Origin of the sequence: Acinetobacter septicus (genome assembly GCF_019355975.1) — a bacterium.
In the GTDB taxonomy this organism is placed as follows: domain Bacteria; phylum Pseudomonadota; class Gammaproteobacteria; order Pseudomonadales; family Moraxellaceae; genus Acinetobacter; species Acinetobacter ursingii.
The window spans coordinates 1,136,078-1,151,047 of the sequence record NZ_CP079898.1 but is presented as its reverse complement, the minus strand read 5'-3'; the positions used below and the strand labels follow the sequence as shown (position 1 = coordinate 1,151,047).

15 protein-coding genes and 1 tRNA gene are annotated in these 14,970 nt (G+C 38.7%); 8 read left to right on the top strand and 8 right to left on the bottom strand.

The features are described 5' to 3' along the window. Nucleotides 1–72 precede the first annotated feature (72 nt). Nucleotides 73–1,188, top strand: coding sequence for an FUSC family protein (locus tag I6L31_RS05580; RefSeq protein ID WP_005005145.1), 1,116 nt, complete (start codon nucleotides 73–75; stop codon nucleotides 1,186–1,188). A 206-nt stretch (nucleotides 1,189–1,394) separates the two neighbouring features. Here the strand turns inward: I6L31_RS05580 and I6L31_RS05575 are convergent. After that, nucleotides 1,395–1,484 (bottom strand) — tRNA-Ser (locus tag I6L31_RS05575). Between the two features lie 346 nt (nucleotides 1,485–1,830). Between I6L31_RS05575 and modA the strand changes: the two genes are divergently transcribed. From modA to modC, 3 genes are read left to right on the top strand one after another with little or no spacing between them, the layout of a single operon-like run. Beyond that, nucleotides 1,831–2,577 (top strand): molybdate ABC transporter substrate-binding protein, encoded by a 747-nt coding sequence (gene modA, locus I6L31_RS05570; protein WP_228128626.1) that lies wholly within the window; start codon nucleotides 1,831–1,833, stop codon nucleotides 2,575–2,577. Continuing rightward, nucleotides 2,577–3,266 (top strand): molybdate ABC transporter permease subunit, encoded by a 690-nt coding sequence (modB, locus tag I6L31_RS05565; protein ID WP_005005141.1) that lies wholly within the window; start codon nucleotides 2,577–2,579, stop codon nucleotides 3,264–3,266. The genes modA and modB overlap by 1 nt, the downstream gene beginning before the upstream one ends. A 7-nt stretch (nucleotides 3,267–3,273) precedes the next feature. After that, nucleotides 3,274–3,891 (top strand): molybdenum ABC transporter ATP-binding protein, encoded by a 618-nt coding sequence (gene modC, locus I6L31_RS05560; protein WP_005005137.1) that lies wholly within the window; start codon nucleotides 3,274–3,276, stop codon nucleotides 3,889–3,891. 169 nt (nucleotides 3,892–4,060) lie between these two features. On the opposite strand, the gene I6L31_RS05555 is transcribed toward modC, so the two are convergent. The 5 genes from I6L31_RS05555 to I6L31_RS05535 form a co-directional block, all read right to left on the bottom strand. Continuing rightward, entirely contained in the window at nucleotides 4,061–5,239 is a 1,179-nt protein-coding gene (locus I6L31_RS05555) for a thiolase family protein (RefSeq protein ID WP_005005136.1), read from the bottom strand. Between the two features lie 57 nt (nucleotides 5,240–5,296). After that, the gene (locus tag I6L31_RS05550) at nucleotides 5,297–6,715 is read right to left on the bottom strand and encodes a short-chain fatty acid transporter (protein ID WP_005005134.1); all 1,419 of its coding nucleotides are present in this window, start codon (nucleotides 6,713–6,715) and stop codon (nucleotides 5,297–5,299) included. A 103-nt stretch (nucleotides 6,716–6,818) separates the two neighbouring features. Continuing rightward, nucleotides 6,819–7,460, bottom strand: coding sequence for a 3-oxoacid CoA-transferase subunit B (locus tag I6L31_RS05545; RefSeq protein WP_005005129.1), 642 nt, complete (start codon nucleotides 7,458–7,460; stop codon nucleotides 6,819–6,821). A gap of 2 nt (nucleotides 7,461–7,462) precedes the next feature. Further along, the gene (locus tag I6L31_RS05540) at nucleotides 7,463–8,167 is read right to left on the bottom strand and encodes a CoA transferase subunit A (protein WP_004987215.1); all 705 of its coding nucleotides are present in this window, start codon (nucleotides 8,165–8,167) and stop codon (nucleotides 7,463–7,465) included. Nucleotides 8,168–8,316: 149 nt separating this feature from the next. Further along, on the bottom strand, nucleotides 8,317–9,216 hold the full coding sequence (locus I6L31_RS05535; protein ID WP_005005127.1) for a LysR family transcriptional regulator: 900 nt from the start codon (nucleotides 9,214–9,216) through the stop codon (nucleotides 8,317–8,319). Nucleotides 9,217–9,787: 571 nt separating this feature from the next. Here I6L31_RS05535 and I6L31_RS05530 point away from each other — a divergent pair. Both I6L31_RS05530 and I6L31_RS05525 read left to right on the top strand, forming a co-directional pair. Next, nucleotides 9,788–11,221 (top strand): GntP family permease, encoded by a 1,434-nt coding sequence (locus I6L31_RS05530; protein WP_005005124.1) that lies wholly within the window; start codon nucleotides 9,788–9,790, stop codon nucleotides 11,219–11,221. A gap of 80 nt (nucleotides 11,222–11,301) precedes the next feature. After that, a complete protein-coding gene (locus I6L31_RS05525) occupies nucleotides 11,302–12,087 on the top strand; it encodes a 3-hydroxybutyrate dehydrogenase (protein ID WP_005005123.1) in 786 nt (261 codons plus the stop codon). A 59-nt stretch (nucleotides 12,088–12,146) separates the two neighbouring features. On the opposite strand, the gene I6L31_RS05520 is transcribed toward I6L31_RS05525, so the two are convergent. Next, the gene (locus I6L31_RS05520; RefSeq protein ID WP_005005121.1) at nucleotides 12,147–12,629 is read right to left on the bottom strand and encodes a YbaN family protein; all 483 of its coding nucleotides are present in this window, start codon (nucleotides 12,627–12,629) and stop codon (nucleotides 12,147–12,149) included. 1 nt (nucleotide 12,630) lies between these two features. Beyond that, nucleotides 12,631–13,242, bottom strand: coding sequence for a biliverdin-producing heme oxygenase (locus tag I6L31_RS05515; RefSeq protein WP_005005119.1), 612 nt, complete (start codon nucleotides 13,240–13,242; stop codon nucleotides 12,631–12,633). Between the two features lie 193 nt (nucleotides 13,243–13,435). Here I6L31_RS05515 and I6L31_RS05510 point away from each other — a divergent pair, with 193 nt between their 5' ends. Both I6L31_RS05510 and I6L31_RS05505 read left to right on the top strand, forming a co-directional pair. Then, nucleotides 13,436–13,981, top strand: coding sequence for a sigma-70 family RNA polymerase sigma factor (locus I6L31_RS05510; protein WP_005005117.1), 546 nt, complete (start codon nucleotides 13,436–13,438; stop codon nucleotides 13,979–13,981). Then, on the top strand, nucleotides 13,974–14,963 hold the full coding sequence (locus tag I6L31_RS05505; protein ID WP_005005116.1) for a FecR family protein: 990 nt from the start codon (nucleotides 13,974–13,976) through the stop codon (nucleotides 14,961–14,963). Before I6L31_RS05510 ends, I6L31_RS05505 begins: the two co-directional genes overlap by 8 nt. The last annotated feature ends 7 nt before the right edge of the window (nucleotides 14,964–14,970 follow it).

The following is a 14,970-nucleotide window of genomic DNA, read 5'->3' as shown; positions in this document are numbered from 1 at the left end:
AGTCACAAGAATACAAATCTTCAGCTTTAGCTATCCATTACAATTAATGCAGTTCGGCATATAAGTATCACTATGCAAGTATTTGAATCAGCAAAAGGTTTATGGTCTGCAATCCTGCAACAATTTCGTTGGGAGAGTCATACGCCCAAGCGTACACTGGATGAAATTGAAATTTTATGTTCAGTATTCCTTGCTATTTTATTTGCTCATTACTTTGGCGCAGAAAATATTGGATGGGCTGCGTTTAGTGGTTATATGGTATTGCGTTCACATATTGTCGATACCTGTATTCGTGGAATGCTGAGAATTTTGGGAACAGTAGTTGGCGCTTTATTGGCATGTTGGATTGAACTTTATATTTCTAAAAGCCTGTGGATGAACAGTCTGGTTTTGGCTTTTTTTGCTGCATTTTCGCTATATTTTGCCATGACTACACGGTATGGCTATGCATGGCTGTTTTTTGGTCTGACTTTTGCGATGGTGATTATTGATGGGTTAATGTATCCCTTTGTCGATATGAGCCAATTTGCCAAAACGCGAAGTATTGAAGTGATAGCGGGTACTGTAGCCTGTATGCTGGTTAGTCTCTTTTTTACCTACCTGATTCGTCCAAGATTTTCCTTAACGGCCAATAAAAGTGGCTTGGTCGAAATCGCAAAGTTTGAGGGTTACAGAAAACTGACGCTCATTCATACCGTACAAGCTGCCTTGGCAATTGCAGTCGTGCCTTTTTTAATCCAGTACTTTTCGGTAGATTTACTGACTCAAACCGCGATTACGATCTTAGCGGTTCTGATGATTCCGCTACCAGATCTAAATAATAAAAAATTGATATCAATGAGAAATTTATATCGATTATTTGGCTGCTTGTTGGGTGCTGGATTGGCATTTATATTATTACCTTTGAGCGCGATAAATTATGCTTTTGCTGCATTGGCAATTGCACTTGGAATTGTTATTGGGCGGCATATTGAAAATAGTGGACAGAGTTTTGCCTATATAGGAACCCAATTTTCTCTGGTGTATATCGTCGTGATGGTGCCTGATCAACTTAGTTTACTGAGCATGGATAATGGCTGGATTCGTTTGGCGGGCATTTTGTTAGGTATTATTCTCATTGAATTAACCCGACTGGTCTTTGTGCCGTTACAACATTGGTTGCTACAGGAACGGTTGAATTCTGAGTAAATGTTTAACGTCAAACGTCTTGGCGAAAACAGATTTAAAAAACCAATATTTGAAATTATAGCGTTTGAAAAAAAGCTCAACTTAAAATGTTATATTTTATAGAAATGGCTTTAATCCAATTTAGAGTTTATAGAGGAATAGGCGAAAGCTAAAATAGCAGCTAAAAAAATAACCCTTTGTAGCAAACAAAGGGTTATTTCGATATTTGGCGGAAGCGGTGAGATTCGAACTCACGGAGGACTCACACCCTCGTCGGTTTTCAAGACCGGTGCATTAAACCGCTCTGCCACGCTTCCAATGGCGGCTATCATATAAATAAAAGCGTGTTTTGGCAAATTATTTCATCAAAAAAAAGAGTGAAAGCTCAAAATTAAAGCAATATCCTAATGACGATGTTTTTTTATTGTGATTCTATAGGATTTGGTTTTTTAAACTTTCCAAACCAGATCCTTGCTTAGAGTGATAGAGCTGGGTCGATGCTTAACTGAGTGGTTATTTATTTTATATCTCTAACCAGAAAACTAGAGCTTATTTCTACCTTTTCAATTGTATATTTACATAATTATCGATATATTTCTGAAAACATATTGAAAAAAGGCAATCATCATGTCGACTCATCACACAAAAAAAATAATAATTTCAATGCTATTCAGTTGTATCGTAGGCTTTGCTATCCAAGCTCATGCAGCCAATGATGTCACTGTATATGCCGCTGCAAGTTTAACCAATGCAATTACAGATTTAGAAAAAGCGTTTGAAAAGCAAACTAAAATTGAAGTTAAAACGTCTTATGCTGGTTCTTCAACTTTAGCTAAACAAATCGAAGCCAGCGCACCTGCTGATGTATTTATCTCGGCAGATGAACAATGGATGAATTATCTGCAAAATAAAAAACTGATTGTGTCTAATCAGCGTATTAATTTATTGGGCAATAAACTGGTTTTAATTGCACCTAAAAATTCGACAATCAACACTATTAAGATGGATAAAAATGTCGATCCAAGTACAGTTTTTCAAGGGAAATGGTGTACAGGAGATACCAAAAGCGTTCCAGTCGGCAAATATGGAAAACAGGCACTTACTTCACTGGGGTGGTGGCAAAAACTTCAGCCCAAATTGGTTGAAACAGAGGACGTCAGAGCTGCTTTAAATTTTGTTGCGCGTGGTGAATGTCAATTAGGTATTGTCTATGCAACTGATGCTGCCATTAGTAAAGATGTTAAAATTGTGGGAGTATTTCCTGAAAATACCCACGCACCGATTATTTATCCACTAGGTCTCATCAAAAATAACCCATCCGCCGTAAAATTTTATCAATTTTTGCAGACAAAACAGGCCAATACCGTTTTTAAACAATACGGTTTTACTGTGTTATTACCAGCTAAATAATGTTTTTTTCTCTTTCGGCAGAGGAGCTTGAGGTTCTCAAGTTATCTTGTCAGGTGGCTGCTTTTAGTTTATTGGTGAATTTAATTCCAGCTTTGTTTGTGGGCTGGTTATTGGCACGAAAAGAATTTTGGGGAAAATCTCTATTTGAGACTTTGGTTTTTTTGCCATTGGTTTTACCGCCTGTTGTTCCTGGATATTTGCTACTACAAGTTTTTGGTAACAATGGCATGTTGGGGCAGTATCTGAATGCTTGGGGTTTAAGTTTAGCTTTTAATTGGAAAGGCGCTGCTTTGGCCGCCGCGGTGATGGGTTTTCCCTTATTTGTACAGTCGATTCGGCTTGCGATTGAACTGGTTGATCAACGTCTGGAAATGGCGGCTAAAACATTAGGTGCATCAGGATTGGGCACATTTTTTAGCATCACATTGCCATTAGCCAGTAGTGGAATTTTAGTGGGTGCAATTTTATGTTTTTGTCGTAGTTTGGGGGAGTTTGGTGCGACGATTACCTTTGTCGGCAATATTGCAGGTGAAACCCGAACTTTGCCTTTGGCGATGTATAGTTTGATGCAACAACCTGATACTGAACATCAAGTTTGGCGTTTGATTATTCTTTCTTTAAGCGTTGCTTTTTTTACGTTGTGGTTTGCGCAATGGTTTCATCGTTATCAAAAAAACAAGCGAGGCTAGAACAACGATGTTGAATTGTCATATCCAGTTGCAACTTGGAAAGTTTAGCCTAGATCAGACTTTTCAGTCGGATCAGCGTGTGGTTGGTTTATTTGGCGCATCGGGTTCAGGTAAAACCAGTATTTTACATGCGATTGCAGGACTGAATACACCTCAAGCAGGTTGGATTAGAGTGCAGGAGCATACATGGTTTGATGCTTCACAAAAGATTAATTTAAGTACTCAACAACGCCGTGTGGGATTGGTATTTCAGGATGCACAGTTATTTCCGCATATGAATGTCAAAAAGAATCTATGTTTTGGATTGAGGCGAATTGCACCTGAAAAAAGATATTTTAAAGAAGATTATATTGTTGACTTATTAAAGCTTGATCATCTATTAAATCGTATGCCTTCTAAATTATCTGGTGGAGAAAAGCAGCGTGTCGCATTGGGGCGAGCCTTGCTGTATTCGCCGCAACTTTTATTATTAGATGAGCCTTTATCCGCTTTGGATGCAGCACATAAAGCTGAAATTATTCCTTTTTTTCAAAAAATTAAACAAGAAATTCAGATTCCAATGCTGTATGTCAGTCATGATATTAATGAGATTCAGCAATTAACAGACAGTATTTGGTATCTGTAAATACTAGACTTCTTTCTTAAGTTCCTTTTATTTCTTCGTATGGAAAAAAATAAACAGGGTTTAAACGATGATGAAAGAAGTCAATTGTTCTAAATGAACTTTTATCTTTTTTCCATAAAGAAAGGCAAAATGTTTATTTTTGCCTTTCTTGGAAGATTTAGAGAATTGATTAATCAACGATTTCAATCGCAATCGCAGTTGCTTCGCCTCCACCAATACACAGCGCTGCAATACCTTTGCGCTTGCCCAGTCGTTTTAGCGCATGAATCAAAGTTACGATAATGCGTGAACCTGATGAACCCAATGGATGACCCAAGGCACAAGCACCGCCATTGATATTCACTTTTTCAGGATCGAGTTTAAATGCATCAATCGCCGCCATGGTTACCATAGCGAAAGCTTCATTGATTTCCCATAAATCGACCTCTTCGGCAGACCAACCGACTTTCTTGAGTAGTTTTTCAATCGCACCTACGGGAGCAATAGTGAATTCTTCAGGTAATTGAGAATTGGTCGTATAAGCTTTGATTTCAGCCAAAACCTTTAGACCGCGCTGCTTGGCTTCCTGCTCAGATGTAATCAGCAGGGCCGATGCACCATCGCTAATGGAGCTTGAGTTTGCAGCAGTAATGGTGCCATCCTTGGCGAAAGCAGGGCGCAATGTTGGAATTTTATCGATTTTCGCATTGCCTGGATTTTCATCGGTATCAACCACAACGTCACCTTTGCGAGTAGTGACCGTAACAGGCACAATCTCAGCTTCAAAATAGCCTTCCTGTATTGCTTTTTGTGCGCGAGTCAAAGAGCGAATTGCAAATTCATCCATTTGTTCTCGTGTATAGCTTTTTTGATCTGCCATGTCCTGAGCAAACGAACCCATTGCACGTCCTGTATACGCATCTTCCAAACCATCCATAAACATATGATCGATGACTTGACCATGCCCCATGCGATAACCTGTACGGGCTTTCGGCAATAAATAAGGGGCATTGCTCATGGATTCCATACCACCCACCACAGCAATTTTAATACTGTCTGCTTTAATGGCATCGCTTGCCTGCATGGCAGCTTTCATACCAGAACCACAGACTTTATTGATCGTGGTTGCACCGACATGATCAGGTAAGCCTGCTTTACGCATTGCTTGACGTGCAGGACCTTGTTTAACGCCCGCAGGAAGTACGCAGCCCATAATGACTTCGTCAATTTCATCGACGGGAATATTCGTCTGTTTGAGAGCAGCTTGAATGGCAACAGCCCCCAGATCAGGTGCGCTTAAACCAGAAAGACTGCCTTGAAAGCTGCCCATGGGTGTACGTGTAGCAGCGACGATCACAATTTTTGTCATGAAATGATTCCTTGAAGTATCAGTTCAGCTTATAAGCTTGAACTTCATTATGATTGTTTAAAATACGGGTGGGGTATAAGTCAAAGTTTGTCCTAATATCCACAGTAAAAAAAGCACTAAAGGTAAATGTACAACCAATTGTGTCACGGTAAAACCAATCACATCCTTAGGTTTGAGTTTTAAAATACCGAGCATCGGTAACATAAAAAATGGATTGATTAAGTTGGGTAATGCTTCTGCTGCATTATAAATTTGTACCGACCAACCCAGATGATATTTCAAATCGTTGGCTGCTTGCATCACATAAGGTGCTTCGATAATCCATTTGCCACCGCCAGATGGTACAAAAAAGCCTAAAATGGCAGAATAAATTCCCATGACCACAGCAAAGGTATCATGTGAAGCAATTGAAACAAAAAAGTGTGCAATATAATGCGAAAGTGATAAATCCTCAGCATTAACAGCCTGAGTCATCATGTAGGCAATACTGCCATAAAGTGGAAATTGAATAAGAACGCCTGAAACAGCAGGAACCGCTTTACTCACTGCATTCAGAAAATTGCGTGGTGTGCCGTGTAAGGCCAGACCAAGCATCAGAAAAATAAAGTTATAAGTATTGAGACTAGAAATCGCAATAATTGGATTGTTTTTAGAAAACTCCAGAATCATCCAGATTAAGCCCAATGCCACCACTAAAATGGTCAGGATGGGTGAATTTTCTAACCAATCTCCCGGACGTTTCGATTTCGTTTGTTCAAGTTCCTGTTTTTCTTCTTCGTCAAAGTTCAGATTAAAATCTTGCATGGTTTTGACATTCTGACCTTTGGGTGCAGACAGGTAGGCAATGACAATCGAAACAATGATCAATATGGCAGTCATCACAATCGATTGCCACAAAAATATAGTTTCCGTAAACGGAATGACACCGGTCAGATTATAAATAGACTCAGGCAAACTGGCTTTATTGGCCTGTAATTGAGCCGCAGAGGAACTAATCCCCAGTGCCCATGTTGCTCCCATACCAATAATCGCTGCGGCGGCAGCAGCTCGATAATCCATGTTGAGTTCTTTACGTTTGGCGAGGGCGATCACCAAAAGTGCAGTTAAGATGGTACTAATGGCCCAATTGACCAAAGAAATGAGCAAACTGACAGTGGCAACTAGCACAATGGCACTGCGTCCCGAATGTGGGATTCTGGCCATCTTCTGGATCAGTTTTTTCATGGGACGTGATACAGACACCACATAACCAACAATAATCAGCATGGTCATTTGTAAGGTAAATGGAATTAAGCTCCAAAAGCCATTACCAAAAGAACTGGCGACTTCTTTGACTGGTGCGCCAATGAACAGTGCAGCAGTAGCCACAATAATCACGCCAAGTAATGCAAAAATATATGAGTCAGGAAACCATTTTTCTGACCAGTTACTAATACTAATCGCAAACCGTTCTAAAATTGCAGGTTGTTTATTCATGATCAAATTCCATCTGATATTAAAGGTGATCATTCATCCAAAAGTGATCACCGCTTTTTTCTAATTCACTTTCTATATGCCAGTATTTCCTTTAAAAGAATATTTAGCTTGCTAGGGCCGTAATGAGTTTGACACCTGAGGCAGCCTGAATTTGCTCAACTGTTACACCATCTGCAAGTTCAATTAGTTCGATACCCTCAGCAGTAATATCCATCACGCCTAAGTCGGTAATGACACGATGTACTACAGCCTGACCTGTCAGCGGCAAACTGCATTCAGATACAATTTTCGGCGTACCATCTTTGGCACAATGTTCCATGAGTACCACGACACGTTGTACACCCACGACCAAATCCATTGCGCCGCCCATGCCTTTGATCTTTTTACCCGGAATCATCCAGTTGGCAAGATCACCTTTTTCAGAGACTTCCATTGCGCCCAAAATCGCAATGTTGACATGTCCACCACGGATCATGGCAAAAGATTCACTACTGGAAAAAAATGCAGCGCCCGCACGTGCGGTGACCGTTTGTTTACCTGCATTGATTAAATCTGCATCCATCGTTTGTTCGGTTGGAAATTCTCCAATGCCCAATAAACCATTTTCGGACTGAAGCCAGACATCAACATTTTCTGGGATATAATTAGCGACCAGTGTCGGTAAGCCAATACCAAGATTGACATAAAAACCATCTTGTAATTCTTTGGCGGCACGTTGTGCCATTTGTTCACGTGTCCATGCCATGATTATGCTTCCTGTGCTTTTAGGGTTTTTTGCTCAATTCGTTTTTCTGGGTGTGCATTAAGTACAATACGTTGTACAAAAATACCTGCCAGATGGATTTCATCAGGATCTAACTCACCAATTTCCACCACTTGTTCAACTTCCGCAATGGTAATTTTCCCTGCCATTGCACATTCGGGATTGAAGTTACGTGCCGTTTTATGGAAAATCAAATTACCTGCTTTGTCCGCTTTATAAGCTTTGACCAATGCAATATCAGCGGTTAAAGAAGGCTCTAAAATATAAGGTTTACCATCAAAATCGCGCTGTTCTTTGCCTTCAGCGATGAGTGTTCCAACGCCAGTTTGAGTATAAAATGCTGGGATGCCTGCGCCGCCTGCGCGAAGTTTTTCTGCCAAAGTTCCTTGCGGCGTCAGTTCAACCTCAAGCTCACCATTAAGATATTGGCGTTCAAATTCTTTATTTTCACCGACATAAGATGAAATCATTTTTTTGATTTGTTTGGTTTGAAGTAAAATTCCCAAACCAAAATCATCTACACCGGCATTATTGGAAATACAGGTTAAACCAGTGACTTGGGTTTGTTTTAATGCATTGATCAATGCTTCTGGAATACCACATAAACCAAAACCACCCACAGCAAGAGTCTGATTATTCTTAACAATATCCTGTAGTGCGAGTTCCGCACTTGCATACACTTTATTCATTGTGTTTACTCAACGTCCCTATGTTTTCTTATTATTAACATCTGTAATTTATTTAATGAAGTTGAAAATTTTAAAGGATTAATGAGAAAAATTAATGAATGTGTTTGATGTGCGAAAATCGTTTTTTGATCGTTGATTTTCTATGGATATTAAAATTGAAGGATTTTTTCATAAGGATAACTTGAAAGTGTCTGAATGAATTCGCTGGAAATATTTGAAAGTTCAGTGTCTTTTTTATAAATAATACCGACCGCTTGGTGTACCTGACTATTTTCAATTTCCAGTAACACATTATGCTCTTTATCGATCGAATGTTGGAAATGACGTGGAATTGCACTCACGCCAATGCCTAAAGCTACAAAACTGGAAAAAGTACTAATCTGGTGACACTCTACTTTTAAATCAAGCACCAGACCTAAACGTGAGGCGTTTTGTTCAAGTAGGTAACGCACGATTGAAGGGTGTTGTAAGGTAATAAATGGATTGCCATATAACTCTTGCCATGTGATTGTTTTTTTACTCGCCAATGGGTGCGTTTTGGGGATTAGAGCTAGAAAATCTTCATCAAATAAAGCTTTAAATTCCAACTGTTCATTCAAAATTGGCTGAAAGCAAATTCCAAGTTCAAAAATTCCGTCCAATACATTTTCAATAATTTTTTCATTGGGAATATCATGAATTGAAAAACTTAAATTTGGGTGGGCATTGGAAAAAGTCTGAATCACTTCGGGTAAAATTGCATGGGTAACAAAGGGCATTGAAGCAATATTTAAAGTACCTCGATTAAGTTTAAATCTTTGTTTTACATCATTTTCCATATCTTCCCAGTTTGCCAGTAACTTTCTGGCATAAGGAATCAAAGATTTTCCTTCCTGAGTGAGTTCGACACGGCGAGTATTACGCTTAAATAACTTTCCACCCAATTCTTCTTCTAATGATTTGATACTCAAACTCAAGGCGGACTGACTTAAATGAAGCTCAGTCGATGCATTGGCATAATTCAGAGTGCGAGCCAGTGCCAAAAAAGCTTTGAGTTGTTTGAGCGTCATTTATAGATTCCATCCTAATCAAAAGTTTTTGATTTTAAAGAAAAATTATATCTAACTCTACGACTGATGTACTTGTTTTTTTGTAAAATTAAATCAGACGTAGTTTTATATTAAAAAATTTTTTTTTAAATGTGACTGAAATGATCCAAATCAAAATCTTAAAATCAGATTTTTTTCATTAAAAAGACTCCTTTCATAATTTTTAAATCCTCTTTATTTTTCTCCTATAGGAAGAAATAAAAGGGACTTATGAAAGAAGACTAATAATTAATGAGTTTTATTAAATAATTCATTTGTTTTTTAAATAAATAGATAAGTCGTTTTACTTAAATAAAAATCTTATATTTCAATGTTTAAATTTTTATTTAACAGTCTTTTAAATAATATTCTTGTATTTTATAAAAATATTGATATTTTAAAATAAATATAAAATCTTATTTTTTGGGTCTATTTAGTGGCTCATTTTTGACAAATTGTATTTATTTATTATTAGGCAAACTGTTATCAAATATTAGGCACAATATTTGAGTTAAACCTAATCTATATTCTTCATAATGGAGTAGGAAAGAATATGTGGGATTTATTTGTTATTCTGCTGTCTTTAGGCTTACTGATGTACACCGCTTATCGCGGGTTTTCAGTCATCCTGATGGCACCGTTATGTGCATTATTGGCGGTTTTTTTAATCAATCCAAGTAATGTCTTGCCTTTTTACTCAGGCGTTTTCATGCCGAAAATGGTCAACTTTATCAAGGATTATTTTCTGGTATTTTTACTCGGTGCAATTTTTGGCAAAGTGGTTGAAATGTCAGGGATCGCTGAGTCGATTGCAAAAACTATTGTAAATCTCATCGGTGCAAAAAAAGCAATCTTGACCGTGGTGATCCTCGGCGCAATTTTGACCTACAGCGGTGTCAGTTTATTCGTGGCGGTATTTGCGATTTATCCATTTGCCAATCAATTATTTCAGCAAGCTAACATTCCTAAACGTCTAATTCCCGGCACGATTGCACTTGGTGCATTTACCTTTACCATGGACGCGCTACCGGGGACGCCACAAATTCAAAACGTGATACCGACAACATTCTTTGGAACCAATATTTATGCTGCTCCATTTTTAGGGATTATTGGTGCGATTTTTGTATTGAGTACAGGTTTGTTATACCTAGAATGGCGTCGACGGGTGGCTGCTCAAGCAGGGGAAGGCTATGCAGGTTTTGTCTCAGATAATTCTGCAAATAGTGTTGAATCTGATGTAAATCCTGTACAGGAAAATGCGCGTGATAATGGTTCGGTTATTCGTCAGATTTTAGCCTTCGTTCCTTTGGTGTTAGTTGCAGTGATGAATAAATATTTATCGACAGCAATTAAAACATGGTACCCAAACGGTTTTGATTTTAATGCAATTGGTCTGGCAAATTATACGGTTGATGTTGCAAAAACGGGTGCGATCTGGGCGGTCGGTTTGGCACTGATTGTCGGTATTATCGCGGCTATTTTATTTGATTATGGTCGTGTGGCGAGCCAATTTAAAGAAGGTGTAAATGCCAGTATTGGCGGTTCGCTTTTGGCTGTCATGAACACCGCGTCCGAATATGGTTTCGGTGCGATTATTGCGGCTTTACCCGGTTTTGCTTTAGTGAGTCATGCATTGGGAACGGCATTTACCAATCCTTTGGTGAATGGTGCGGTGACGACAACTGTATTGGCAGGGATTACAGGTTCAGCATCAGGCGGGATGAGTATCGCTTTGAGTGCCATGGCAGAGCAGTACAATGCTGCTATTTTGGCTGCGGGTCTTCCGCCCGAAGTGATGCATCGTATTGTGGCGATGGCATCGGGTGGCATGGACACACTTCCACACAATGGCGCAGTTATTACCTTACTCGCTGTAACAGGTTTAACACATAAGCAATCTTATAAAGATATTTTTGCAGTTACGATCATTAAAACAGTTGCAGTATTTGTGGCGATAGCTGCATTTACATGGTTCGGAATTGTGTAATTGATTGATCAAAATAAGCTATGAACTTGTTTTGGTTTAAAAAAATCAAGGCATTTTATAAATGAGGCAGGAGAAAGAAAGTGACAAAACAACTCGATGGTAAGGTGGCTTTTATTACAGGTTCTGCGAGCGGTATTGGTCTGGAAATAGCGAAAAAATTTGCATTGGAAGGTGCAAAAGTGGTTATTTCAGATATGAATGCGCAAAAATGTGAAGAAGCTGCACAACAGCTCAAAAGCGAAGGTTTTACTGCTATCTCGGCGCCTTGTGATGTGACCAATGAACAAGCCTATCAAGCTGCAATTGAACTAACGCAAAAAACATTCGGAACACTGGATATTTTAATTAATAATGCAGGGTTTCAACATGTGGCAGCAATTGAGGAATTCCCAACTGAAGTTTATCAAAAACTGATTGCGGTGATGCTAACAGGTTCATTTATCGGCATTAAACATGCTTTTCCAATTATGAAAGCACAAAAATCAGGTCGTATTATCAATATGGCATCGATCAATGGCTTAATCGGTTTTGCAGGTAAAGCAGGCTATAACAGCGCTAAGCATGGTGTGATTGGTTTAACTAAAGTTGCTGCTCTGGAATGCGCACGTGATGGTATTACAGTAAATGCTTTGTGTCCTGGCTATGTAGATACTCCATTGGTTCGTGGGCAAATTTCCGATTTGGCTAAAACGCGAAATGTGAGTGAAACCAGTGCGTTGGAAGATGTGATTTTGGCGATGGTGCCGCAAAAACGCCTTCTTAGTGTTGAGGAAATTGCCGATTATGCGATTTTCTTGTGCAGTGAAAAGGCAGGTGGAGTGACAGGACAAGCTGTAGTGATGGATGGCGGATATACTGCTCAGTAGTTTGTTCTGATAAAAAAGACCACGATGTGTGGTCTTTTTTATCACTCGTGTTTTGCATTTTAAATTTTCTCGGGTTCAGGTCGCCGCCAAACCCAGATAAAAACAAGCAGCATGAATAGAATACATACAAGGTTAAACCAGAAATGAGGTACATGAAGTATCAAGATGCTGCTAGCAAGTGTCATACTAACAGCCATCATATATTTTGATTTTCTGGAAACCTGACGCTTATCTTGCCAGTTACGAATCATGGGACCAAATAATTTATGCTGGTAAAACCATCGATGTAATCTGGAAGAGCCTTTTCCTGCAAAAAAAGCCGCGAGTAATACAAACTCAACCGTAGGTAAACCCGGAACAAACAAACCAATCACACCAATACTCAGGCTCAAGCAAGACAGACCTATAAATACAATCCTTAAAAAGCTGGATTTAGATAAGCTTTCATGATGTATATTTTTAGATGTAGTGAGCTCGATCTGATCATGATTTAGGTGATCAGAGGTTGAGGGCAACTTGGACGGATGGGTTGGTACTGACATTTTACTGATCTGTATTTGCTGTGGTTAATAGCGATGCAAAGCGGGCAAAACCATCCATTGCACCTTGTATGGCCTGATCTTGTTCAGTTTGACTTAAACCTGCATCATCGAGTGCCTGAACAAAGCGTTTCCAGACTTTTGCTCTGCCTTCAGGATAAGCAGCCAGATTTCGTGCACCAAATTCTTCGGAAAGTTCCAGCTTGGTTTTGGCTTCCTTAAATAAAAACGCAGCTCCGAGCGTTGAACCTTCAGAAACGTAAATCCAGCCTAGCGCTTCAAGTGCATTGGCATCCTGACTCGCGATATTAAGATCTGTAGGTGAAACGCCTAAATCTTGTAAATCTTTAAATGCAGCATCTGAACGACCACGAACATCCAGATCAGGAATAAAATCAATAATTTCTGGATATTTAAATAAATACTCAACATCACGCTGAAAATAATATTGAGCCAGTGTAAATTTTGCATAATGCATCAGACTTGCAAAAACATCTGCCTGAGCCATTAAGTGATGCATACGTTCATGTTCTGCTGCTGTTTCAGTTTTTAAGCGAAGTGATAGTGCCGAACTTATATGATGTTGAATGTCTGTTTTGTCAACGGATTGGTTCATATCGTTACCTAAATAAAGATGTATATTTGCGGAGTAAATAAAGGTCTATATACGCTATGACGAAGGAGGATAGAAAAAGACGCAATAAGGAATGCAGCTTTTTTATAGAAAATATCGTTCAGAAATAGTTTACAATAATCACATTAATAAATGATAATAATTCTTGTTTATATTATTCATTCAATATTTTGCTATGGATCAATCTTTCTCCCCAACTGCACAGAAACAATTCATTCATGAAATGTATCTGGATCATCATGATTGGCTTCAAAAGTGGCTTAGCTATCGCATTCGTTATCCTTTTAATGCAGCCGATCTGGTGCAAGATACTTTTGTTAAGTTATTACAAACTCGACAAAAACTACTCGGAATTCAGGAACCAAGAGCTTATTTAGTCAATGTTGCCAAAAATGTACTGATTGATAAGCATCGACGTTATGTATTAGAGCAAAGTTATCTGGAAACTCTAGCAGGAGAGTTACAACTTCAAGAGATTGAATTATCAAATAATCAACTTGAAGAAGTGGTACAAATTTTAGATTTTTTAACAATCGCTTTAAATGAAAGCCCAGTATTGGCAAGAAAAGCTTTTCTGATGTATTACTTTGAAGGTTACAATCAAAGTGAAATCGCTGAACGGATTGGTAAATCTTTAAGGACGACGCAAACTTATCTCGCAGATTGTCTAAGTCTATGTCTTGAAGCACGAGAACAGTTGCTTGAGTCGGAACATGACTGACCCCAAAAAATTACAAAAAGAATTATCTTTATGGATTATTCGTTTAAACACAGATGATCCGATTGAACGCTCTCAAGCTCAACTCGAATTTGAGCATTGGCAACGACAGCATCCCGAATATCATGATCAATTCGATAAAATCAGTCGCTTTTCTGACGAATTAAAACAACTTCAGGAAACACACCGTATTCATAGCCAGACCTTGCAAAAGTCGCTAAAACACACTCAACAAAGTCAACAACAGCTAAAAAAGGCTTTTGGTCGTGGGATATTGGGCATTGGTTTTATTGGGCTATTTAGTATTTTGACCTACCATTATTTTCCTTATGCTTATTACACCGCAGATTATAAAACTTCGACGGGAAATATGCAGTCATTTGTACTTAAAGATGGTTCAAAAATTACGCTAGGAGCTAAATCTGCCATCAAATTGCATTTTAATTCACAGATACGTCAGGTTGAACTGGTTCAGGGTGAGATTTATGTTGATGTCGCAAAAGACAAACATCGACCATTCATCGTGCAATCGAAGCAAGCCGATTACAAGGCATTAGGAACACGATTTATTGTGCATCAAAATCGTGAAAACAGCAGTATTAGCATGTTGCATTCAAGTGTTGAAGCGAGTGCGAAGCAGATCAATCAACGACAGCGTGTACATGCTGGTGAAAAGGTACAAGCTGACGCGCATGGCTTTGGACCGATTCAACCGATTGCAATTCGATCTACTGAATTTGCATGGCAACACAACCAGATTTTAGCCGATAATCTGGCTTTACCTGATTTACTAGAACGTCTAAATCGACAGCATAAAGTTTATTTTATTTATCGTGCATCTGTACTTGAGTCATTCAAAGTCAATGGGGTGATTGATGCTCAGCAGGATGTCGAACAAACCTTAAGCTTAATCAAAGCTCAATATCCACAATTAAATATTCAAAAAATAGGAAGTCATGTTTTTATTATTCAGCTTGAAAGTTAGAAAATAA